Origin of the sequence: Aquimarina hainanensis (genome assembly GCF_042684685.1) — a bacterium.
GTDB lineage: Bacteria > Bacteroidota > Bacteroidia > Flavobacteriales > Flavobacteriaceae > Aquimarina > Aquimarina hainanensis.
The window spans coordinates 202255-224351 of the sequence record NZ_JBHULX010000039.1 but is presented as its reverse complement, the minus strand read 5'-3'; the positions used below and the strand labels follow the sequence as shown (position 1 = coordinate 224351).

Sequence of the window (22097 nt, the reverse complement as noted above, 5' to 3'; positions counted from 1 at the left end):
AGAAAAAGTCAAGATGAGTTCAATCCTTAATTAGTACATTTACCACCAATTATTATCTCTAACTAAAAATACCCTATGCTTTCTTTTTTTAAACTTATAAAAATCGAAAATCTACTCTTTATTATCCTGGCTCAATTATGTCTTAGATACGGTCTTCTCAATTCATTAGATATAGATCTCCTTCTTAGTGATCTGGGGATTTTATTACTTATTATTGCTACCTTTTGTATTGGTGCTGCAGGAAACATTATTTTGGAAACACATGCTGCTGCTGCTATAATTCCTTCAAAAATTAGAGAAAAAACAGCTAATACACTTTTTATTATTCTTAGTACAATTGGGGTACTTATTGGTTTTTACTTGTCTAATATTATTGGAAAACCCGGTTTTGTCACTATTTTCATCCTTACTTCTGCTATATATTATATATACGCCACATATCTTAAGGAAATATTGGTTGTCAAAAATATAACCATGGCTATTTTGGTTTCGGTAAGTATTTTGGCTATTGCTATTTTTGATCTGGTTCCTACAATTACTCCTCTAAACAGAGAAGCTGTTTCTTTTATATTTTCTATCGTAAAAGATTATGCTATCCTCGCTTTTTTATTAACTTTTGTACGGGAAATTGCAAAGGATTGTTACTCCTTAGACACCGACTATAATCACGGAATAAAAACAATTCCTATAGCACTGGGAAAATCGAGAACGGCTAAACTCATAATGGCTTTATCACTTCTGATTAGTGCATTATTATTTTACTATACTTATACCTATCTTTTTGCAAATACAAAGGCTACTCTTTTTGTACTCCTAGGGTTAATCGCTCCCCTGCTAATTATTTCTTTTAAGAGCTGGACCGCAGAAACAATAAAGGACTTTAAATTATTAAGTATCTTGATCAAAATTGTAATGGTAATAGCCGCTATTTCATTTGCCTTATATAAAACACTTATTTTTCAATAATCGATTATGATAAATGAACTCTTAAAAAACCACCGTATTGTTCTCGCATCGGGTTCTCCCAGAAGGCAACAGTTTTTCAAGGATATGGGTATTGATGTTCACATCGATGTCAAAGAAGTGGATGAAGTTTATCCTGACCACTTACAGGGAGCTGCCATTTCTGATTTTTTATGTGAATTAAAATCTGCTGCTTTTGAGCAGCTTGAACCTAATGACATATTAATTACCAGTGACACTATTGTGTGGCATAATCACAAAGCATTAGGAAAGCCCAAAAACGAAGAGGAAGCAATAAAAATGATTCAATCTCTTTCTGGAAAGCAACATGAAGTAATCACTTCTGTTTGCTTCAAAACAACAACGGCTTCTATAACTATTAATCACACAACACGAGTAACATTTAAAGATTTATCCATAGCAGAAATTACACATTATGTAAAAACGTATCAGCCAATGGATAAAGCTGGAGCATATGGGATACAGGAATGGATTGGTTTTATTGGAATCACTCATATTGAAGGAAGTTTTTTTACAGTGATGGGACTACCTACTCATCTTGTTTATGAAACGTTAATGAGTATGGTTAATTCATAGCTTTATTGTACTTTGTGATAGGAGTAAAAAAATATTCTCATGAAAAAAATATGGTATTCCTTTCCTATTCTGCTTATTGCAATTATTATAGCCTGCAATACGCAAGTGAAAAACACCGCTGATATTTCAGCGGACACTATTGCCCAACTACAGCCCAAGAGTGAACCTCCCAAGGAACTTACTAAAGATTTTAAAAATTACTGGTATGCCGGGAAAGCAGAGATATCTTCTTATGAGTTAGCACAAGCACGATACGGAGAACTCAGAAAAGGAACCGCCGCATTAATTTATGTAACGGAAGATTTTTTACCCAGAGAACAGGTCAAAGCAGACCAACAGCATCCAGATAACATTCCCGTGCTTAAGCTAAACAGTACAAAAAAGTTTGTCACAGGGATTTACCCGTACTCCATTATGCAAAGTGTTTTTTACCCTGTTGGAGACCACCAGCACGCTCTGAAGATTTCCAGTTCTATGCAGGAATGGTGTGGTCATGTATATGCACAAATCAATAACAGAAAGCAATTCGACATTACTTCTCACTCTTATTTCCAGGGAGAAGCGGATCAACAGTTCTCTCTGGATAAAGATATTTTGGAAAATGAAATCTGGACAAAAATCAGAATTCGTCCTACCGAATTGCCAACCGGGAACCTTACTATGATCCCTTCATTAGAATTTTGCAGACTTAGACACAAAGAAATAAAAGCATATCCCGTTACTGCATCATTGCAAAAAAATGCTACTACCACTACCTATACATTATCGTATCCTGATTTACGAAGGGAAGTAAATATTACGTTTACTACTTCTTTTCCACATACAATTGAGCAGTGGTCAGAAACAACCTTAAGTGGATTTGGCAGCAATGCGACACCACTAACCACTACCGCAAAGAAAATAAAGACAATTACTTCTGACTATTGGTCAAAAAACACAAACAAAGACGTGTTTCTAAGAGATAGTTTGAAGTTACGTTCTTATAACTATAATTAAACAACCCGAATGAATAAAATTATTTCTATTACTAACAACAATATGACAAAACTTACTGAAAACGAAATTACAACACGTCTCCATAAGCTAGATGGATGGGAATATAACGACAATGCAATTCACACTTCTTTTGAATTCAAAGATTTTAAAGACGCTTTTTCTGTCATGAGGCGCATTGCTTTTGAAGCAGAAATCCAGAATCATCACCCTGATTGGACTAATATTTATAATACACTGAATATCTCTTTATCTACTCATGATGCAGGAGGAGTAACTGATAAAGATTTTTTACTTGCAACTACAATAGAATCTATCATACAAGGAGATGAATAAATTCCACAAAGAGAGTTTGCGAAAAATTTGCATTCTACTTATGTTTGTATAACGATTTTTTAAAACTAGAACATGGGAAGAGCTTTTGAATTTAGAAAAGCACGAAAAATGAAACGTTGGTCAGCAATGGCTAAAGCATTTACTCGTATTGGTAAAGATATTGTAATGGCTGTAAAAGAAGGAGGACCGGATCCTGACTCTAACTCCAGATTACGTGCTGTTATCCAAAATGCGAAATCTGCAAATATGCCTAAAGACAATATCGAAAGAGCCATTAAAAGGGCCAGCGACAAAAATCTTGGGGACTATAAAGAAGTTTTGTTTGAAGGGTATGCTCCTCATGGTATTGCTATCCTGGTAGAGACTGCTACTGATAATAACAATCGTACCGTAGCGAATATTCGTTCTTATTTTAATAAATGTGATGGGAACTTAGGGACTTCGGGTTCTGTAGAATTTATGTTTGATCACACTTGTAATTTCAGAATTAATTCTGAAGGTATTGATCATGAAGAACTAGAACTGGAATTTATTGATTTTGGTGCAGAAGAAGTTTTCCTTGATGAGGATGGTATCTTAATCTATGCTCCTTTTGGTAGCTTTGGTACAATCCAAAAAGAATTGGAAAACAGAAATATCGAAATTTTATCTTCCGGTTTTGAGCGTATTCCTCAGGTAACCAAAAAACTAACTCCTGAACAAGCTGCTGATGTAGAGAAGTTATTAGAAAAAATAGAGGAAGATGATGACGTTCAAAATGTATACCATACCATGGAAGAATCGAACGCCGAATAAATTAGAAATCCCTTTTTTTATATAAAAAGCTGCTATATATTTAGTGGCTTTTACTTTTTTTTGGGCATAAATGAAACATATTCCCATACTGGAAATAAATATTTTAAGTAAATTCGACCGTAATACAGATAAATCTAATTATCTTTGTATAAGAATTATAAGATAATAAAAAACCACCCCTATAAAGAGGTGGAAAATAACATATTATTTTTTTCTGTAGTTCAGCCATTTTATGACTACTCCTACAGCTGCTAGTACAAGACTAGCTAATGAAATTAAGTTTTCCAGGCTCATTTCATCTTGGCGGTAGCACATTCTTGTTGAACATAGAAACTTATCAAGCTGATAGCGCCAACTATCAGCTTTTTTTATGCCTGCTACCTTTTGGGCAGATAAGCTTCTTATGCAGTCTTCTTATTTGTAAAAATTAAACAGTAATTGAGTTACAAAGGTTTTTTAGGCTACTTAAGAGTTGCTAATAGTGTTGGAAACTATTTTTCGGGATAAAATTAATGATAACTTTTTATTAATCATATTTGTATAATCAGAAAATTTGATTCAAAAACTTATTTCTCCTTTCTTTTTTTGTCCAATAAATAAGATGTAAATGCTCTTTGGTTTGCTCCGAAAAATCATTGTCCTCTTCTTCTATTTCCTGCTTATGATATAAATAGGTCCTCCTTAATAAACTTTTTCCATCTTATCATTCGAGTTGGAGTTACTTTAACAAAACAATAGTTTTATTTTACCATTTTTTAGTCACATCTCCTTTATTTCATCTGCTAATTTTGCCGCCCTTAAACAAAAAAAGCTATGAAAAAATTAAGTATTATTACCCTGTTTATTGTGGTACAATTTTCTTTTTCGCAAGAAGATTTAATTTTCAAAGGAAAAAAACATAAACTAGGTTTTATTGTTGGGTACGGGGCACAACATCTCAATCAGTTATTATCCAACATCAACGAAAAAGATGCGAATTCTATTAAGGAGTTCCTGATTAAAAATAAAATCAAGCCAGACGAAGCTGGTTTAGATGTAACGTATAGTTATGAAGTTACTTATTTTCAGGCACAATACTATTATTCATTACTACGTAAAAGTTCCTGGGGGATAGATTTACTTTCACAACCACAATACAACTTGACAAAGTACAAGCATCTGGATAAAGCGGTAGCAACAATTGATGGATACGAAGTAGGATTAAACGTCGGAATTTTAATTCGAAAAAACTTTATAAATGATCTGCTGAGTTTCTATGCGCTTATTAGCTCTGGTCCTCATTATGTAAAGGGAACTCCTGCCAGACAATCTGATGGGTTTATATTTTCTGATAATTTTGTAGCTGGGCTTACTATCAAAATTCTTAAAGATGCATACATTGATATCCGTCCTGGATTTAGGCATATCAGTAATGCCGGATTAAAGTATCCTAATGGAGGTGTCAACGATTTTTTTATTAGTGGAGGACTAATGCTTGCATTATAAAATACGACACAACACAAAAAATACTGCTCAACGTATGAATACTGCTATTCACCTATACAATCCTTTTACTTATCTAAAAACCCTATAATCAGGAGGTAATAATAGTACCTTTGAGTATAAGAATTAAGGAAAAGTTTTAAAAATTAGTAGTAAATATATTCATTGAATTTTTTGTTTGTGTGTGTAAAAAGGATCTCATCGTGTAAAATGAGATCCTTTTTGGTTTTTCCTAGTATTATTAAAGGTTTTAGCATAAAAACTTAGCGTAGAAACACTTTTTTATTTTTTACAACATTTTTTAACTTAGCCGTATGAAGATTGATAAATGCCTAATAAAAGAATTTATAAAGAAAGCGGCTCAAAATGGCTTTCTAAAGATTAAAGACCACAGGGGTAATAATATCGTTTTAGACAACGGAATTTTTACCTTTAATGGTTGTAAACAACCTAAAACTATCGATAGTATCGAGACTATTTTTCTGGAAGCGTTTAAACTTACCAGAGTATTACATCTAGATAACAAAAGATTCGTCCGGGAAGGTTCCAGATGGATTGAACGTGCATCGTAGCAAAATTTCTTACGTATAGCAAAGTACTTCTGCGCAATAATCTAAACACTTTATTAGTATAAATTACTTTATAAATTCCCCCCTAATTTTATATAAAAAAAGACAATCAGTACGATTGTCTTTTTCTGTGGTTAATAAATAAATCATTTAAAGAAAAACGGATATTGTTCAAAATCATCCAATACTAAGTTAATACATTGTTTTAAAATACATTAGTGGAATAACCGCGTATTTTTTACGTCTATTATTGGTTTTATTATTTCTATAAATTATATCCGCATTTGTTTTTTTGATTTGGGTATCAAAAGGTACAACTGTTAATAAACATTAGCTCATCCAATTTACCTGTGCTTGTTTGTGCCACTTCGTGGTTGTCTTTTTATTTTTTGTCCAGAACTCAATTGAACTTCTTCCTGTTATATCACCTACTCCGAATTTGGATTCATTCCATCCTCCAAAGGGAAAAGGCTCTCTCGGTACAGGGACTCCAATATTGACTCCGATCATCCCGGCACTCGCTTGTTCCATTACCTCCTTTGCCAAAGCGCCACTCTGTGTAAAAACTGCTGCCGCATTCCCATAATTGGATGTATTCTCTACTTTAATTGCTTCTTGCAGATCATTAGTTCTTATAATACTAATTACCGGACCAAAGATTTCTTCCTTAGCAATTTCCATATCAGGAGTCACATAATCAATAATAGTGGGACCTACATAAAACCCTTTTTCTTTTCCTTTTACAATTGTATTCCTCCCATCTAGTAAAATTTTCGCTCCATTTTTTTCTGCATTTGTTATATATGTTTCAATTCTTTTCTTTGCCTCTTCACTTATAACTGCTCCTACTCCATCCCCCGGAATGATATCACGGGCTACTGCTACCATTTTATTTATAATATGGTCTACCTGATCTACTCCTACCATAACTGATGCTGCCATACATCTTTGCCCGGCACATCCTGACATTGACGCCACTACATTGGAAGCTGTCATTTCTACATCTGCGTCTGGAAGTACAATAAGGTGGTTTTTAGCCCCTCCTAATGCCAAACAGCGCTTTAGTGAATTTGTGGCTCTTTGATAGACTATTTTTGCCACAGTAGTAGACCCTACAAAAGAAACTGCTTCTATAGCTGGATGATCGCAAATTTCCTCTACGATTTCTTTTCCTCCATTAACAACATTAAAGACTCCATCTGGCAACCCTGCTTCCTTTAATAATTCAGCCACTCTCATTAAACTCAGAGGAACTTTTTCTGAGGGTTTCACAATCATTGTATTTCCCAAAACGATTGCGTTAGGAATCGTCCAATGGGGTACCATACTTGGAAAATTGAAAGGAGAAATTGAAGCCACCACTCCGAGAGGTTTCTTTTCTACCCTACACTCTACTCCCCTACTTACTTCCTGAATTTCATGTTGTACAATCTGTGGCAATGAAACCGCAAATTCACACAGTTCAATAGCTTTTTCTACTTCTGCTTTTGCTTCTTGATAGGTTTTACCTCCTTCTAATCGTACCAGATCTGATAATTCTTCTATATGGGCTTCTAGTAGACTTCTATATCTAAAAAAAACCTGTACTCGTTCTTTTATTGTTTTTGCTGACCAGGAAACAAAGGCTTTTTTTGCTGCATTCACAGCTTTATCCAATATCTTGCCATCAGACATAGGAACTTTTCCTATTTCTTTTCCATCCAACGGACTAATAACACTTAAAAATTCGGAAGATTCATTATGAAATACTCCGCCTATAAAGTTTTTAACTTCCAGTTGTTCTTGTAATACATTCATCATTTATATTTTTTTTCGCTATTCGTTTAGTGTCCATTACAATTTTTTTCCCTTCCGCTTTTTTTGATAACACTATTTATTCAATTCTAGTATATAAAAGAAATAAGGGATTTCATTTATAATGAAATCCCTACCCCAGCATGAATTTAACAAAATAGGTTATCATGGTAATTCATTCTCCGGGAATTCTTCTGGTTACTTTTTATTCTGAAACTCCTTTTACAAATTACAATGGGCAGGTAGTTTCAAAATACAAATACCTTGTAGAGGCATATTTTATCAGGTAATTCATATTACAAAGGGATAAATGCAGCTACTTTATAGAAGTCATCTGCAGTTCCTGCTTCTGTTTTTAAGGTTGCTCCTGCTGATACCCTAAAAGAAATTCCTTTATCAAAGCGTAATTTTAGCGAGCCTCCCAACCATCTATAAATAAGTAGCGGGTCTCCTGATTCTTGTCTGGTGATACCAAAAGACTCATAATATGCTCCTAACACTACTCGTTTGCTTACATTAATCCCAGGTGCTGCCCAGTTGAGCAAAAAGTCTTTTGTTTTGATATCATCATCTTCTCTTAGCGACTTGTAATACGCTATATATCCTTCAAAATCAAACAATCCTTTATTATAGGCTACAAATAGATTAGGTACTAATCCTTCTCCTATTTTCGTTCCTTTACTATCGGAAGAAAACTTTCCATGAGAAATTCCTAATGAAGGATTTACATACAGACTTTTATCTAATAACTTAAACCCCAAACCAACTCCGGTTTCTAATAACAAATCACTTCCTGATGCTAAATTCCCAAAAGACGGATTTGTCCAAAAAATACTATAGATGGTAATATCATAGTTTTTATTTGTTTCAAAGTTTCCGAAAAATATAGGATAAAATCCGGCTACACTGTTATGCAATATTTGTGTTGCAAAAGTTGCTTTCTTTTCCTTTTTTTCTTGTGATTGTACACTGCCAAAAGCGAGCAATACAACCCCTATCGTTAGAATGATTTTTTTCATGATTTAATGTGAATTCTTAAAAAATTGATGTATAAGTTTTGTTATTTTTTCACTTGCCGTTTCCATATGTAAGTGATGCCCTCCCGGGAGCCAGTGTATATCTGCCGAATGAAATGACGCCAATCGCCCTTCGTACATTCCTGTACCAAACAACCCTTGTTTTCCTAATAATATCAGAGTCTTACTACTTATTTTTTTTATAAACAACTGTGCTTGTGACTCTGTCATTCTATAGCCTTCGGGAAGGACAATTCTAGGATCATACATCCAACGAAAACCTCCTGGTATTGTTTTTAGAGATCTTTCTACTAATATAGATGCTGCAGCTTCAGAAATAGGACCTATAACATTATCTACTCTATCCTTTACAGCTGCTTCTTTAGTTTTGAAATAAGGCACTGTTTCTTCAGAAAAACCAAACAATTTGGTTTTTTTAGCCATTTTTAATTGCTGAACTGATTTCCGAAATCCTGAAACAATATCTTCTTCTTTGATTACAAAAGGAGCTCCAAGCCCATCTATAAACACTAATTTATCAATCGTTTTAGGCATAGCTCCTGCAATAATTGAGGCAACTCCTGTTCCCATTGAATGTGCAATAATGTTATATTTTTTCCAGCCTAGCTGATCTACTACCTTTAGTACATCCATAGCATAATCCCACAGATAATAGGCGCTATCATCACTTCTGTGATCAGATAAACCGTGACCTGCCAAATCAATGGCTACGATATACAAATCCGAAGCTAATTCTGGGGCTATCTTATCAAAAGTATTCGCATTGTCTAACCACCCATGCAGTGCTAATACGGGGATTCCGTTTTCATTTCCCCAGATTTTGGCAGCTATTGAAAATGTTCCTATCCGGATCTTTTTTTCGATACAATCTGCTACTTCCATAATCAAGCTTTTACATTATTTTTCACTTCTTCTAATGCTTGATTTTTTAATTTTATAACATCAAATTTTCCATTTGGAGTCTTAGGCATCGAAGTGATAATGCTAACATACTCAGGGACTTTATAAGCTTCCAGATCTTGTTTGCACAATGCTATAATGGTTTCCTTAGAAAGTTGTTTTCCTTCTTCTAATACAACAAAAGCAAACAATACTTCTCCATAATCTTCATCAGGTACTCCTGTAACTAATACCGAATTTATTTCAGGAATATTACTTATGTAGTCTTCTACTTCTTTTGGACTTACTTTTATTCCTCTGGATTTAATCATATGATCCATTCTCCCCTTGAAATAAAGATATCCGTCTTCATCTAATGAACAATAGTCACCTGTATACAATACCTTTTCTCCTGGGAAAAGCCCTTCTTTCAGTTTTTCTGCTGTTTTTTCAGGTTTATTCCAATATCCCCTCATGACTGTAGCTCCACGGATAACCAACTGACCTATTTGGTTTGGTTCTTTAATAACGAACCCATCGTCATCGACTAACCATAACTCTGTATTAGGGATTGCAATTCCTACACTATTTGGTTTTTTATCGATATCCTCAGGTGGGAGATAGGTGCATCGTTTACATTCTGTAAGTCCATACATTGAGAATATTTTTGCTTGGGAAAATAAGTTTTTAACCATTCCGATATTCGTCTCTGTTAATGCTGCTCCTGTATTGGTCACGGCTCTGACACTGGACAGATCTAATTTTGACTTTTTGTTTTGTTCATGTAATAACATAACCATCGTTGGTACTGCGGGTAAAATTGTTACCTGATGTGCTATTATACTCTTCAATAAGAAAATAGGCCAAGTGAATTCTTTTTCTAACACTAATGTCGCTCCTGTAGAAATACACATAATCATCTGATACAGTCCGTAATCAAATGATAAAGGCAACGCACATAGCACTTTATCTTCTACCGTGTATCCCAAATATGCATTGAGAGAATTTGTTGCTGTTACCATATTTTCATGGGTAAGCATTACTCCTTTGGGTTCTCCTGTTGATCCTGATGTATAAATGATTGCAGACAGGTCAATACTTATCGTATCTACAGGAGAAAGTTCATATTCTTTATCTGCCAGAACAGTCTCCATATTGGCATAGAGGTTTTCTTTATAAGTTTTTGTCTCATCTACCATAATTACCTTAAATAATGGAGTGCTTTCTAACATCTCTTTGTTTTGAGCTACCACTTCTTTATTGGTTATTAAAACTGTAGCCCCCGAATCTTGTAAAATGTATTCTATTTTCTCGGGCTTTAACTCCATTCCTACCGGAATAACCACAGCTCCTGCTTTTAGTATTGCCCAGAAAGAGGTTACAGTATACACTGTATTTCCTAATAAAATCACGACTCTATCTCCTCTTTTAACACCTGCTTTCTGCAGGTAAGCTGCTATCTGATCAGACTGTGTATTAATATCGTTAAATGTATATTCTTTTTTTGCCATTGTCACAGCTACTTTAGCCGGATGACACTGCACGTTTTCTTTTAGAAAATTATGAAGTAATGGTCTCATTTTTTATTTTTTATGTAATTATTAAATGATTTTCCTCTTCTTTTTTTACGATTTTTTATGCATAGGTACGCTGGGCAGTTTATCTGGATAATTGCCTGTTATCGTCTAAAAAAGTAAATGAAGAGCTCTGTTTTTTTAGGGAATAGAGACCGAAAGAAAGCTTCCCGGTCAATTGATTATTTGAGAGGCATCAACGTAGCTATTGACGCCTTCTCAAACTCTCAGCAAATTTCTATTGATCAATATCTTTTATGAACAGAAAACATAAAATTCGTAAAATTTGCTATGTTTAGATTTTTTATGAAGCTAATACACCTAACTCAGACTGTACATAGTCATATATACTCTGTAATGTATTAAAATGTCTGGCTTCTATTGTATCTGCATTGACTTCAAAACCTTCTATATTATCTTCTAAATAGGTTAGAAAAAACATAGAAGAAAGGGAATCTATCCCTAAATCATTTTTTAAATGAGATTCTAATTGGATTTGTTCTTTTGTAAGATTCGCAATACTATCTACTAATCCGTCTTTTATCGTTTCTAAAATTGCTGTTTTCATGTCTTTTTCTTTTTTATTTTTTATGTTTTGGCACCTCTAAAGGACGTAATACCCTGAGGCTTGCTTTGAAATTTATTTTTTCCCGGCTAATGCCTCATGGGGTTACCCCGAGGTAGTTTACTGTAATACTACTTCTTTTGAAAAATCTACTTCCACTTGTTGACTTATAATACTTGCAGAAGTATCTCTTTTTCTTATCAGGTGTACCTTATCCTGATATACTAATACTTCTGCCGGAAATCCGTGGCTATGGAAAAGCCCTGGGGAAGAACTTGGTCCATATGCTCCAGAACCTGATATGACCAATACATCTCCTTCTCTGGTTTCTTTTAGCATCATATTTCTACCGATAATATCATCAGGGCTACAAAGTGGTCCCGCTACTTGATATTCCTTTGTTTTTTCGCTGTCTGAACTAATATTTTCCATTGGGAAATTTCTTTTCACCACTCTTCCTGCTCCTGCAGAGGCAGAATGACAATTCGTTCCTCCATCTGTTACTACAAATGTTTTTCCGTGATTTACTTTAATATTGTTCACTGTAACTCCAAAATAGCCTGCAGTACCTATGATAAATCTCCCAGACTCCATAATGATTCTGGTATTTGGATATTTTTTATGAAAATCACTAAATAAAGGAACCATCAAACTTCTGAATTCATCTATATCTAATGCTACCTGATTCGGAAAATAAGGGATTCCCATTCCTCCTCCAACATCTACCATAGAAAACGTTACCTGGTATTTTTCACTTATTTGTTCGTATAATCCTAAAATGTATTTTGAATTTTCATATACTGACTGGGCATCCAGGATATTAGTACCGTTGTAAACATGGATTCCTTTTATATGAACATGAGGAACTTTTAGATACGATCCGAAATTTTTTACTGCATGTTTTTCGTCTATCCCAAATTGAGTAGGTCTTCCTCCCATTTTCCACGGAGAACCTTTTGCTGAAAAATCAGGGTTTATTCGAATTGCTACCTCTACCACTTTCCCTGCTGCTTCTGCAAACTTAGAAACTCTATATAATTCAGTTTCCGATTCTATAACGATCGCAAAAACTCCTAGTTCAATTGCTCGTTTCAACTCATAATCCTTTTTACAAGGTCCCAGATATACAATATCCTGAGGAGTTGATCCTGCTTTTAATGCTATTTCCATCTCAGTTACCGAGCATACTTCTGTACAGGCTCCTTCTGATCTCAACAACTTGACTAAAGACACATTTGGGTTTACTTTTAGCGCATAAAAAACATCGACGCAGTCTGGAAGTGCATTGACTAAATTATGATAGTTATGTACTAGTTGCTCTCCATCATATACATAAGAAGGGGTTCCATGAGCTTCTACAGCTTTTAAAATTTTTGATTTGTGTGTTTGCATGATTTTGTTTTTTAATTTTTCTTTTTCATTTCTTTATGACCAGATGAATACTCGCCATACAGAGTATATCAGCTGTCTTTTCATAAAGAAGCAGGTTCATAAATGTTATTATTTTAATGATGGTATTTATTGAATTGTTTTCTGTGAATACTCCATAGTATACCCTATCCTAGTTATTTAAATCCGGATAAATAAAACACTTCATGTTAATTATGTATATGGGGTATTCTTCTTAATAGATGATGGTTTTCACTTCGAAGGAATTTTATAAGAAGTTATTCAAAGGTAAAACATACATGGACAACTATTATATTCGAAAACGTTAGTTTTTAGTTAAAAACCTATTCATTAACAATACTTTATGAACTTTCAATTATGATTATTTATTTGAGTGAGTGCTTTGATCTTATTTATCGGCATTAAACATATCGTATTGAATAAGCCAGTTTCCATTTACTTTTTTCCATAAAATAATGTAAGAACCTTCAAAAATGTGCTCTTTTTTACTATTTACATATCCAAGCATATGGCAGCGCTGAAATGCTACATCCATTTCTCCATAAAATTCTAACTCATCCTGAAAAAATTCTACTCTATCAACTCCCTTTACACTTTCTGTAAATTCTCTTTCTATTTCAGCTCTTCCCAGTCTAGGCTTCACTCCTGGTTTCATAAAAACAGATCCTTCTACGGTATATTCTTCAGAAATTCCTTTTGGATCTTTATTTTTCCATTTCGTTTCGAAACGACGATCTGCTATATCAATAAGCTTTGCATTTTTTAATAGATCTGCTTTACTGACTGTTTTTGTTCCAAAATAGCTGACTACAGAGCTCTTATACTCTATCTTTATTGTTTTTGATTTTTCATATGTAGTAAAAGAAACTACAGTTGTAACGGCTATCAGAACGATCGCTACTGCCATTACAAGTTTAAAATTTACTGTTTTCATAACTTGATTATAATTTTAGTTAAACATTTTAGATGATGGATCTCAACAATACTGAGTGTCATTAATAGATGTATGGCTACCTTATATAATATGCTACTAGATTATATAGATACTCTACTAATGCTCCTGTTCTTAATTGAAGGTGCAATGAGAACAGTATTGTATAGTTGATCCAGAAAGAATACTTCATTTGAAGTTTCTCCTGTGGTTATTATTGATAAAAAATTGGTGGTTTTTTAATTTCTGATCGAAATCACAGTAAGAAATAGGTTAAATGAGTAAATTTCATATTTGCTGAGTTTTTTAATTAATAAATTTGTGTGATATGGTTGGTACAATATTAATTCACTATCATCAGCTTCACTTTAAGGGATCTAACAGATTATATTGTTATTTTTTTGTATAAATAAGAGGTTTTGATATTTACTCCGCAAAAAAATTACTTAATAACTATATTTAATAGTGTGGTTATTCCATATTTTATTTGTTTTATAATCTAATAGAATAAAATTTATCTATATTTTAACTATTAATTGCTTTTTTTATAATGTTTTCATAAAACTTCTTTTTGGCATCTACACTATATACCAATAGGAAATAGCCTTTATTTTCTGTAGAATTATCTTCTACTCTTATACATAGATAATTTACCTAAGCTACAGTTGTTATGTTTGTTTCTATATAGCGACTAATGGATAAAACCAAAGTGCTTATGAAAAATCTGTTGTTTTTATTTCTTTCTCTTATGTTACTTACTGTTCATTCGCAAGACATGACCAATGAAAAATTACTGGAAATTATAAAAGCACATACGGATACGGTTCATGGATCTACGGGAAATTGGCAATTCAAATATCAGAATGTAATGATGATATGTATTACAGATATTAATAGCAATCGTTTGCGTTTTATGAGTCCTATTACTGAGTCATCTCAACTAAATAAAGAGTTATTATTAGATGCCATGACTGCAAATTTTCATTCTGCGCTGGATGTCAGATATGCTATTTCTAATGGAATTGTTTGGTCTGTATACATTCATCCATTAAGAGAAACCAATACACAACTTTTAGTAAGTGCTATAGATCAGGTCTATCAGGCAGCTGTGACTTTTGGGACTACATTTTCCAGCACTCGCTTTTTATTCGGAGGAAAAAGTATTCTTAAAAAAAATGCTCCATCTCAAAAGCAGCCACACATCAATCGATTGTAAAACTATATTCAGGAACTTTCCCCTTGACACCATCAAAAAATTGATACATATACGCTAAATCACTTTCTATATCATCAGTTGGATAAAAAGGTGCTGATATTACATTTTGTTTTTTTCCAAAATCAAAAGTAACCATGATAATCGGTATCTGAGCCTTCTGAGCGATATAATAGAAACCCGTTTTCCATGAAGACACTTTTTTTCTGGTTCCTTCTGGGGCTAATGCGATTCTAAGTTCTTTTCTCTTTGCAAACTCCTCTGCAATGAGTTCTACCTTATTCTGTCCACGGGTTCGATCAATAGGAATCCCTCCCACTTTCTTAAAATACCATCCAAAAGGCCATCTAAACAGTTCTTTTTTTCCTATAAAACTAATTTTGATTCCTGCTATTTTTCGAACTAACAAACCGATATAAAAGTCATGCCAACTAGTATGTGGTACAACAATTATTATACATTTTTTGATCGTATCTTCCTTAAAAGAACCTATCATTTTCCATTTCATCAAACGATAGTAAATAAAAGATGATAGGGTTTTCATATTTTTTTCAATAAGTACGTAGTTGTGCTTTATAAGCTTCTGTAGATCTCTTTGAGCTTATCCGCATTAATCTTTTCTTTCCAATCTTTTCCCAAAGCATTTTCCCATAAAGGTACTAATCCCAATGCAATAGAGGCCATTGTATCCAATTGTGCTTCTGTAACATCTTTGCAGATCCCTGTTGGCAATGTAATACGGTGTGCTTCTTTCATTTTTTTAAACAAAGCGACTCCTTCCGGGTAATAGGCTTCTAGTTTATCAAAAACCAGACAATTACCTAATCCATGTTTTGTACCCAGTACATACGCCAATCCATAACTCATAGCATGTGCAACTCCTACCTGAGAATACGCAATACTCATTCCTCCGTGCCAAGATGCCATCATCAATTTGGCGTTCATTTCTTCTGTAGTCAACTCGTTTTTCAGAAAAACTTCCTTGCACAAATCCAATGCTTTTTCTCCATAACTTTGACTAAAAGCGTTTAAATAGGTTCCATTTAATGATTCTACACAATGGATATAACAATCCATTCCGGTATAAAACCATTGATCTGCCGGAACTCCTGATAATAATTCCGGATCTAATACGACCTGATCAAAAGGAGTATAATCAGAATTTATTCCCAATTTTCTTTCCGGTCCTGTAAGCACAGTCGTTCTGGACACCTCTGCTCCTGTTCCTGAAATAGTCGGGATTCCCATATGGTACACCGCTTTATTTGTAACCAGGTCCCAGCCTTGATAATCAGAAGCTTTCCCATGATTCGTCAACATAATTGATACAGCTTTGGCTAAATCCAATACAGATCCACCTCCTATTCCAATAATACCGCTGGGAATATATGGGTAGTCGACTTTTAATTTTTCTACTAAAGCATCTACCTGACTGGTTTTTGGTTCTTCTTTAGTGGATATATAAATAATTGTATCCTGACCTTCTATAGGCAATCGTTCTGCTATAACGGATGGTTTATTTTCGAAAACATCATCTATTAAATAAATAAATGGTGCTCCTTCTTTTCTTTCCGGTCTTATAATCTCATGTAACTGATTAAAAGATCCTGCCCCAAATATCACTCTGGGGACCATCGGAAAATTTTTATACCCGGAAGTATTCGATACTTCTTTTTTTTCAATAGTGTTAGCTTCAGTACTCAAAAGATTCTTTTTGTTAAGTAGTTTTTTTGCTTTTTCTAAATCTTCAGGGGTATCAATTTCTACACCTTCTTGGTGCGTCACTACCATTTTTATATTCTTACCGTATTCCAGATAGCGAATACACTCTATCTTTTCTGATGCCTCTAGTGTCCTCATAGGCAACTGATAAAAATTTAAAATAGCTTCTTTTCGAAAGGCATAAATTCCTTTATGCTTATAATAGGTGTGGTTTATTTCTTTGTCTCTTGGATATGGAATAGGTGCTCTGGAGAAGTATAATGCATAGTCATTTTTATCAACTATTACTTTGACGCTATTCGGATTTACGATCTCATCCCAATCATTCATTGGGATCATCAGACTAGCCAAGTCAATACGTGCTGCATCTTCTCCGTAAAAAACATCCAGTACTTTCTCTAAACTTTCTCGTTCTGTAAAGGGCTCATCTCCCTGGACATTCACTACAATATCGATGTCCATATCTTTTACGGCTTCTGCAATCCGATCACTTCCACAATCATGTTCTTCTTTACTCATGATTGCTTTTCCTCCATGCGATGTAATTTCTGTATAAATAATATCACTATCAGTCACTACAAATACATCATCAAACAACTTTGTTTCTACTGCTGCTTCATAGGTTCTTCTAATCACTGTTTTTCCTTCCAGATCTTGCATTAACTTTCCAGGAAAACGGGATGCAGCGTAGCGCGCCGGAATCATAGCAATGGTCCTCAACTTAACTTTATTCAAAATGGTTTGCTTTTTCTCAGCGTCAAAAATACTTTTTTTTATCATTATTTTTCTTTTGAACCTTTAAATAGTTTTTTGTACATCTTTCTAAAGAGAAAAAATAATCCGATAACCAATACGATAGCAATAAGAGGTGCAAATACAGAAGCTACTGACATAACAGTCGCAGTTCCTGTTTCTACGGTCGCAACTACAGGGTTTGCCAATCCTCCTGTGGTTGCCGTCGATGTTAAGCGGGAGGCTCCCATCGTACTCTTCACAGAAGCTGCAGTCCCCCCTCCTGCGATAATCGCAAGCGACCATGTAAGAAAGGGATCCAAATTTGCTACTGTAGATACCATTACAGCGGTTCCTGCAATTGCTGCTAATGGGATCGCAATGGAATCTAATAAATTATCAAACCAGGGAATGTAATAGGCGAAGATCTCTACGATAGTAGCTACTGACAATGTAATAATAGCAGCATTACTCCCTACCCACTGCCATTCTTCGTTTAATGGTATAATCTGAAAATAACCAGCTAAACTTACTGCTAATAAGGGTAAAAACACCCTGAACCCAACAGAAACTGCCAATCCTATTCCCAGACAGATACTTATAATTGTTTCTTGCATTTTCTAAAAATACTAATTCTCTATAAAAAAATCATCTTTAAACCCTATGAGGTATAACTTCTCTTTCGCTCTTGTTACAGCTGTATACAACCATCTTAGGTAATCTTTTGATATTCCATCTGGCAGATAGGGTTGCTCTATAAAGATCGTATCCCATTGTCCTCCCTGAGATTTATGACATGTAATCGCATAAGAAAACTTGACCTGTAGTGCATTGAAATACTTATTGTTTTTAACCTTCATAAACTTTTTATATTTAGAAGTTTCATTTTCATAATCCTTCATCACTTCCTGATATAACCGATTGGAGTCTTCATATGTCAATGAGGGAGTTTCTGCTTCTAAAGTATCTAATACCAATACTGTGTCAAATGGTTTTTGATTCGGGTAATCAACCATACTGATCTTCACTTCTGCAAAACGAAAACCATACAACTCTTTTATTCCATAAATTTCTAATACTTTAATCGTATCTCCATTAGCTATAAAACCTGCTTCACTCTTGGTATCCAACCAATAATAGTTATTTTTTACGACCATTAAGTAATCTCCTGCGGATAACTCTTCTTCCTGAAATAAAATTCTGGATCTAATCTGTTTATTATAAATATTAGCTCTTTTATTGGAGCGAACTACAATTACGGATTCTTCATGTCCGGCATTGGCATATGAATCATTTAAAGCATCCATAATCTCATGTCCATCTATAAGTCGAATCACATCCGGATATCCTTGTATGTCAAACTGAAAATGATCATAAACCCCTTCATTAAGCAATTCTCTTAGTCGGGTAGCATTCATTAGAATCCCACTATCTTCTGCTTGTCGTACTACTTCATCTAGTTCTATTGCTGTCACTTCTTTATTAAAACCTAATGATAAAGTATCTACTTCTAATGCAGGGCTTACTTCTAATTTTACTGGTGGCAACTGAGCAGTATCCCCTATAAAAAGAATCTTACATCTATGACCAGAATACACGTGCATCATCAGGTCATCCAATAAGGATCCATTCTCAAATAATTTACTTTCACTTGGCGCGTCAGATATCATGGAGGCTTCATCCACAATAAAAATGGCATTTCTTTTTTTATTTTGTTTTAGCTGAAAAGCCATACCTCCTGATCCGTTTTTTTTGGGGTAATAGATATTTCTGTGAATTGTTTGTGCTTGTTTTCCCGAGTAATTACTGATCACCTTAGCAGCTCTACCTGTAGGTGCTAATAATACCGGACTTAATTTTGCTTTCCACAAATTCTTGACCAAGGTTCCTATCAATGTCGTTTTTCCTGTTCCTGCATATCCTTTTAGCAAAAAAAGACCATCTTTATCATCTGACAACACAAATTGTGCTATTTTTTGCAGAACGACATCCTGTTTTATAGTAGGTTGGAAGGGAAAATCATTTTTTAATAGTGTGTAAAATTCTGTTTCCCTCATAAAAAAATATTAATCTTTTTGTACATATATGTTGTTAATAAATCAAAGATAATAATGATTTTTTGTGAATAAACTTTTACGATTAAAAAAAAATTGTAGATTTGCGTATACACTAATGTTTAAAAGCTAAATTATAAAATGAAAATTGTTCTTCAATTAGTTCTGTGGGTAGTTATCGCTTTTCTAGGTTACCTAGTATTCAATTCTATCAACGGTCCCGTTAAATTCAATCAGGTTAAGAAAGTACGTTATGCTAAAGCTATTGAAAACTTAAAGGATATCAGAAAGGCTGAATTAGCTTATAAAACAGTGACAGGGAAATTCGAAAAAGATCCGGCGAAATTAATTGCGTTTATAGACACTGCTAAGTTTACACTTACACAGAGAAGAGATTCTAGTTTTATTCGTTTTAATAAAATTCTTAAAATTGATGAGCCAAGAGATACAGTTGTTATAGATACTCTTGGATATGCATCTGTAAAAGATTCTTTATTCAAAAATGATAATTATAAAAATATGTTTAAAGTTCCTGTGGAAGGAAAAGATGCTAATTTTGAACTGAATTCTGGTTTCATAGAGAAAAACGATCTTAAGATTGCTGTTTTTGAAGCAAAAGTTGCTAAAGACATCTTATTACATGATCAAGATTCTGATTTATTAGCACAGGAAAAAGAAGTACGTTCTGTAGATGGTGTTAATGGTACTCACCTTTCCGTAGGATCAATGACTGAAGTAAACACTTCTGGTAACTGGCCAAAATCTTATGGATCAAACGATCAGTAATACTACAGATAATACAATACATCGACTGTCCATTCAAGTAAGCTTGAATGGACTTTCTTTTTGTACGGCAAATGAGGATAATGAAATCTTGTATTTATACGAAAAAGATTTTGGGACATACTTATCGCCCGAACAAACCTTAAAAGTCATAAAAGATACTTTTAACACACAAACGGTATTACATAAGGCGTGTTCTACCGTAGAAGTTCTCTATGCTAATGACTTATATACTTTTGTTCCTAAAGCCTTATTTTCAGAAGTTTTATTAAAAGAATACCTGCGTTATAACGTAAAAATACTGGCTACGGATTTTATTACATATGATGCTTTAGAACAACACGAGCTCATCACTGTATATGTGCCATATGCCAATATCAATAATTTCTTTTTTGACACCTATGGATCTTTTACTTACAAACATATAAGCACTGTATTAGCTGACCGGTTACTCACACAGGAAAAACATAGTGAAACCGTAAAAATGTTTGTACATGTTTCGAAAAAAACATTTGAAATCATCGTTATCAACAAAGGGAAGTTTGTTTTAGGAAATACATATATATATCAAACTAAAGAAGATTTTTTGTATTACCTTCTTTTTACGGCAGAACAACTACAGTTAAACCCTGAAGAATTTGAACTGGTGTTTCTAGGAGCCATTACCAAAGACAGTGAACTATACAACATTGCCTACACTTACATTCGGAATATTCGCTTTGGAGAAAGTAACATTCGCTTAAAGAACCCTGGAATGTTCCCTACATTTGAACCACATCAACATTATACTTTACTAAATCATTTCTAGATATGCGTATTATTTCGGGATCTCATAAAGGAAAACGATTACAAGCTCCAAAAAAGCTCCCCGTTCGTCCAACAACTGATATGGCAAAAGAATCCTTATTCAATATATTGAATAACCAGTATTCTTTTACAGAAATCAACGTTATTGATTTATTTGCTGGTACAGGTAATATCAGTTTTGAGTTTGCATCTCGAGGAACTGAGCATATTACAGCTGTTGACGCTCATTACGGATGTGTGGGATTTATAAAAAACACTGCTCAATCGCTGGATTTTTCTATTGATACCATCAAAAGTGATGTATACTCCTATCTAGAGAAAGTTAAAAAAACGGCTGATATTATTTTTGCTGATCCTCCATATGATTTTACACAAGAACAATTTGAAACGATTGCTTCATTAGTATTTACACATGAATTACTAGAGGATGATGGTGTTTTAATTATAGAGCACTCCAAACATACATCATTAGAAACTACTCCTCACTTTTCTTATGCCAGAGGATATGGAGGTTCTGTATTTAGTTTCTTCGAAAAAACAAGTTAAATAGAATTCCTGTGTCACTTTTAGAAAAGAAGTACTCATTTCAGGTCCCCTTTTATCATATGTTTCGTACTTACTTCAGCGTAGTTATTACCGCCTGAGGTTTTTTATTATTATAAATAAACCCAGCCACAGCGTACCCCACGCGCACTGTAGCTCAGGTTTACGTATCGTATCAATTATGTAATATAGCATTACACATTGGATACCCTTATATCTATTAATGACATTAATCACCGATTTGTTACCCTAATTTTCAATAAAAAATGCAGAAAAGTTTATTTCCTGCATTTTTATTCGTTTTTAGATTAAGAAAAA

The 22097-nt window shown here is 33.9% G+C and carries 23 protein-coding genes and 1 pseudogene; 12 read left to right on the top strand and 12 right to left on the bottom strand.

Going from position 1 to position 22097, the window contains the following annotated elements; all coding sequences use genetic code 11:
* The first annotated feature begins 75 nt into the window (after positions 1 to 75).
* The 7 genes from ACFSTE_RS16960 to ACFSTE_RS16930 all read left to right on the top strand — a co-directional run bounded on the left by ACFSTE_RS16960 (position 76) and on the right by ACFSTE_RS16930 (position 5738).
* Positions 76 to 966 carry a geranylgeranylglycerol-phosphate geranylgeranyltransferase gene (locus ACFSTE_RS16960; protein ID WP_378254566.1) on the top strand — a complete coding sequence of 297 codons (891 nt, stop codon included), beginning with the start codon at positions 76 to 78 and terminating at the stop codon, positions 964 to 966.
* 6 nt (positions 967 to 972) lie between these two features.
* Positions 973 to 1560 carry a Maf-like protein gene (locus ACFSTE_RS16955; RefSeq protein WP_378254564.1) on the top strand — a complete coding sequence of 196 codons (588 nt, stop codon included), beginning with the start codon at positions 973 to 975 and terminating at the stop codon, positions 1558 to 1560.
* Between the two features lie 39 nt (positions 1561 to 1599).
* Positions 1600 to 2556, top strand: coding sequence for a septum formation inhibitor Maf (locus tag ACFSTE_RS16950; RefSeq protein ID WP_378254562.1), 957 nt, complete (start codon positions 1600 to 1602; stop codon positions 2554 to 2556).
* Positions 2557 to 2598: 42 nt separating this feature from the next.
* Entirely contained in the window at positions 2599 to 2889 is a 291-nt protein-coding gene (locus ACFSTE_RS16945) for a 4a-hydroxytetrahydrobiopterin dehydratase (protein WP_378258891.1), read from the top strand.
* A 72-nt stretch (positions 2890 to 2961) separates the two neighbouring features.
* Entirely contained in the window at positions 2962 to 3684 is a 723-nt protein-coding gene (locus ACFSTE_RS16940; RefSeq protein ID WP_176030476.1) for a YebC/PmpR family DNA-binding transcriptional regulator, read from the top strand.
* A gap of 813 nt (positions 3685 to 4497) precedes the next feature.
* Positions 4498 to 5169, top strand: a complete 672-nt coding sequence (locus ACFSTE_RS16935) for an acyloxyacyl hydrolase (protein WP_378254560.1) — start codon at positions 4498 to 4500, stop codon at positions 5167 to 5169.
* Between the two features lie 311 nt (positions 5170 to 5480).
* Positions 5481 to 5738 carry a hypothetical protein gene (locus tag ACFSTE_RS16930; protein WP_176030478.1) on the top strand — a complete coding sequence of 86 codons (258 nt, stop codon included), beginning with the start codon at positions 5481 to 5483 and terminating at the stop codon, positions 5736 to 5738.
* 327 nt (positions 5739 to 6065) lie between these two features.
* Here the strand turns inward: ACFSTE_RS16930 and ACFSTE_RS16925 are convergent, their stop codons facing one another.
* A complete protein-coding gene (locus tag ACFSTE_RS16925; protein ID WP_378254557.1) occupies positions 6066 to 7535 on the bottom strand; it encodes a CoA-acylating methylmalonate-semialdehyde dehydrogenase in 1470 nt (489 codons plus the stop codon).
* A 161-nt stretch (positions 7536 to 7696) separates the two neighbouring features.
* Between ACFSTE_RS16925 and ACFSTE_RS16920 the strand changes: the two genes are divergently transcribed.
* Positions 7697 to 7819, top strand: coding sequence for a hypothetical protein (locus ACFSTE_RS16920; RefSeq protein WP_378254555.1), 123 nt, complete (start codon positions 7697 to 7699; stop codon positions 7817 to 7819).
* A 6-nt stretch (positions 7820 to 7825) separates the two neighbouring features.
* Here ACFSTE_RS16920 and ACFSTE_RS16915 read toward each other — a convergent pair whose 3' ends face one another.
* The 6 genes from ACFSTE_RS16915 to ACFSTE_RS16890 form a co-directional block, all read right to left on the bottom strand.
* Complete coding sequence (locus ACFSTE_RS16915; protein ID WP_176030479.1) at positions 7826 to 8548, bottom strand: DUF6733 family protein; 723 nt, start codon at positions 8546 to 8548, stop codon at positions 7826 to 7828.
* Positions 8549 to 8551: 3 nt separating this feature from the next.
* On the bottom strand, positions 8552 to 9448 hold the full coding sequence (locus ACFSTE_RS16910) for an alpha/beta hydrolase (protein ID WP_378254553.1): 897 nt from the start codon (positions 9446 to 9448) through the stop codon (positions 8552 to 8554).
* Positions 9449 to 9450: 2 nt separating this feature from the next.
* Positions 9451 to 11025 carry a class I adenylate-forming enzyme family protein gene (locus ACFSTE_RS16905; RefSeq protein WP_378254551.1) on the bottom strand — a complete coding sequence of 525 codons (1575 nt, stop codon included), beginning with the start codon at positions 11023 to 11025 and terminating at the stop codon, positions 9451 to 9453.
* A gap of 298 nt (positions 11026 to 11323) precedes the next feature.
* Entirely contained in the window at positions 11324 to 11587 is a 264-nt protein-coding gene (locus ACFSTE_RS16900) for an acyl carrier protein (protein WP_176030482.1), read from the bottom strand.
* Between the two features lie 117 nt (positions 11588 to 11704).
* The gene (lysA, locus tag ACFSTE_RS16895; RefSeq protein WP_176030483.1) at positions 11705 to 12976 is read right to left on the bottom strand and encodes a diaminopimelate decarboxylase; all 1272 of its coding nucleotides are present in this window, start codon (positions 12974 to 12976) and stop codon (positions 11705 to 11707) included.
* Between the two features lie 406 nt (positions 12977 to 13382).
* Positions 13383 to 13928, bottom strand: coding sequence for a YybH family protein (locus ACFSTE_RS16890; RefSeq protein ID WP_176030484.1), 546 nt, complete (start codon positions 13926 to 13928; stop codon positions 13383 to 13385).
* Positions 13929 to 14640: 712 nt separating this feature from the next.
* Between ACFSTE_RS16890 and ACFSTE_RS16885 the strand changes: the two genes are divergently transcribed.
* Entirely contained in the window at positions 14641 to 15141 is a 501-nt protein-coding gene (locus ACFSTE_RS16885; RefSeq protein ID WP_378298300.1) for a hypothetical protein, read from the top strand.
* Here ACFSTE_RS16885 and ACFSTE_RS16880 read toward each other — a convergent pair.
* The 5 genes and pseudogenes from ACFSTE_RS16880 to ACFSTE_RS16860 form a co-directional block, all read right to left on the bottom strand.
* Complete coding sequence (locus ACFSTE_RS16880; RefSeq protein ID WP_176030485.1) at positions 15128 to 15682, bottom strand: 1-acyl-sn-glycerol-3-phosphate acyltransferase; 555 nt, start codon at positions 15680 to 15682, stop codon at positions 15128 to 15130. The two genes, ACFSTE_RS16885 and ACFSTE_RS16880, sit on opposite strands and share 14 nt — an antisense overlap.
* A gap of 29 nt (positions 15683 to 15711) precedes the next feature.
* The gene (locus ACFSTE_RS16875) at positions 15712 to 16773 is read right to left on the bottom strand and encodes an iron-containing alcohol dehydrogenase family protein (RefSeq protein WP_254884149.1); all 1062 of its coding nucleotides are present in this window, start codon (positions 16771 to 16773) and stop codon (positions 15712 to 15714) included.
* 69 nt (positions 16774 to 16842) lie between these two features.
* Positions 16843 to 17565: pseudogene (gene kdsB, locus ACFSTE_RS16870) on the bottom strand (3-deoxy-manno-octulosonate cytidylyltransferase); the annotation flags it as partial.
* A gap of 74 nt (positions 17566 to 17639) precedes the next feature.
* The gene (locus ACFSTE_RS16865) at positions 17640 to 18209 is read right to left on the bottom strand and encodes a DUF4126 domain-containing protein (RefSeq protein WP_378254544.1); all 570 of its coding nucleotides are present in this window, start codon (positions 18207 to 18209) and stop codon (positions 17640 to 17642) included.
* 12 nt (positions 18210 to 18221) lie between these two features.
* Positions 18222 to 19649, bottom strand: coding sequence for an ATP-dependent DNA helicase (locus ACFSTE_RS16860; protein ID WP_378254542.1), 1428 nt, complete (start codon positions 19647 to 19649; stop codon positions 18222 to 18224).
* Between the two features lie 138 nt (positions 19650 to 19787).
* Here ACFSTE_RS16860 and ACFSTE_RS16855 point away from each other — a divergent pair, with 138 nt between their 5' ends.
* Genes ACFSTE_RS16855 through ACFSTE_RS16845 form a run of 3 tightly spaced genes read left to right on the top strand, consistent with a single transcriptional unit; the run spans position 19788 to position 21782 of the window.
* Entirely contained in the window at positions 19788 to 20432 is a 645-nt protein-coding gene (locus tag ACFSTE_RS16855) for a hypothetical protein (RefSeq protein WP_176030488.1), read from the top strand.
* Complete coding sequence (locus ACFSTE_RS16850) at positions 20413 to 21237, top strand: DUF3822 family protein (protein WP_378254540.1); 825 nt, start codon at positions 20413 to 20415, stop codon at positions 21235 to 21237. Before ACFSTE_RS16855 ends, ACFSTE_RS16850 begins: the two co-directional genes overlap by 20 nt.
* Before the next feature lie 2 nt (positions 21238 to 21239).
* Positions 21240 to 21782: an RsmD family RNA methyltransferase gene (locus ACFSTE_RS16845; RefSeq protein WP_176030490.1), complete on the top strand. Its 543-nt coding sequence runs from the start codon at positions 21240 to 21242 to the stop codon at positions 21780 to 21782.
* The last annotated feature ends 315 nt before the right edge of the window (positions 21783 to 22097 follow it).

Coding starts and splice junctions, on each gene's coding strand:
- ACFSTE_RS16960 (WP_378254566.1), top strand. CDS start 76: ATGCTTTCTTTTTTTAAACTTATAAAAATCGAAAATCTACTCTTTATT.
- ACFSTE_RS16955 (WP_378254564.1), top strand. CDS start 973: ATGATAAATGAACTCTTAAAAAACCACCGTATTGTTCTCGCATCGGGT.
- ACFSTE_RS16950 (WP_378254562.1), top strand. CDS start 1,600: ATGAAAAAAATATGGTATTCCTTTCCTATTCTGCTTATTGCAATTATT.
- ACFSTE_RS16945 (WP_378258891.1), top strand. CDS start 2,599: ATGACAAAACTTACTGAAAACGAAATTACAACACGTCTCCATAAGCTA.
- ACFSTE_RS16940 (WP_176030476.1), top strand. CDS start 2,962: ATGGGAAGAGCTTTTGAATTTAGAAAAGCACGAAAAATGAAACGTTGG.
- ACFSTE_RS16935 (WP_378254560.1), top strand. CDS start 4,498: ATGAAAAAATTAAGTATTATTACCCTGTTTATTGTGGTACAATTTTCT.
- ACFSTE_RS16930 (WP_176030478.1), top strand. CDS start 5,481: ATGAAGATTGATAAATGCCTAATAAAAGAATTTATAAAGAAAGCGGCT.
- ACFSTE_RS16925 (WP_378254557.1), bottom strand. CDS start 7,535: ATGATGAATGTATTACAAGAACAACTGGAAGTTAAAAACTTTATAGGC.
- ACFSTE_RS16920 (WP_378254555.1), top strand. CDS start 7,697: ATGGTAATTCATTCTCCGGGAATTCTTCTGGTTACTTTTTATTCTGAA.
- ACFSTE_RS16915 (WP_176030479.1), bottom strand. CDS start 8,548: ATGAAAAAAATCATTCTAACGATAGGGGTTGTATTGCTCGCTTTTGGC.
- ACFSTE_RS16910 (WP_378254553.1), bottom strand. CDS start 9,448: ATGGAAGTAGCAGATTGTATCGAAAAAAAGATCCGGATAGGAACATTT.
- ACFSTE_RS16905 (WP_378254551.1), bottom strand. CDS start 11,025: ATGAGACCATTACTTCATAATTTTCTAAAAGAAAACGTGCAGTGTCAT.
- ACFSTE_RS16900 (WP_176030482.1), bottom strand. CDS start 11,587: ATGAAAACAGCAATTTTAGAAACGATAAAAGACGGATTAGTAGATAGT.
- lysA (WP_176030483.1), bottom strand. CDS start 12,976: ATGCAAACACACAAATCAAAAATTTTAAAAGCTGTAGAAGCTCATGGA.
- ACFSTE_RS16890 (WP_176030484.1), bottom strand. CDS start 13,928: ATGAAAACAGTAAATTTTAAACTTGTAATGGCAGTAGCGATCGTTCTG.
- ACFSTE_RS16885 (WP_378298300.1), top strand. CDS start 14,641: ATGAAAAATCTGTTGTTTTTATTTCTTTCTCTTATGTTACTTACTGTT.
- ACFSTE_RS16880 (WP_176030485.1), bottom strand. CDS start 15,682: ATGAAAACCCTATCATCTTTTATTTACTATCGTTTGATGAAATGGAAA.
- ACFSTE_RS16875 (WP_254884149.1), bottom strand. CDS start 16,773: ATGGTCCCCAGAGTGATATTTGGGGCAGGATCTTTTAATCAGTTACAT.
- ACFSTE_RS16865 (WP_378254544.1), bottom strand. CDS start 18,209: ATGCAAGAAACAATTATAAGTATCTGTCTGGGAATAGGATTGGCAGTT.
- ACFSTE_RS16860 (WP_378254542.1), bottom strand. CDS start 19,649: ATGAGGGAAACAGAATTTTACACACTATTAAAAAATGATTTTCCCTTC.
- ACFSTE_RS16855 (WP_176030488.1), top strand. CDS start 19,788: ATGAAAATTGTTCTTCAATTAGTTCTGTGGGTAGTTATCGCTTTTCTA.
- ACFSTE_RS16850 (WP_378254540.1), top strand. CDS start 20,413: ATGGATCAAACGATCAGTAATACTACAGATAATACAATACATCGACTG.
- ACFSTE_RS16845 (WP_176030490.1), top strand. CDS start 21,240: ATGCGTATTATTTCGGGATCTCATAAAGGAAAACGATTACAAGCTCCA.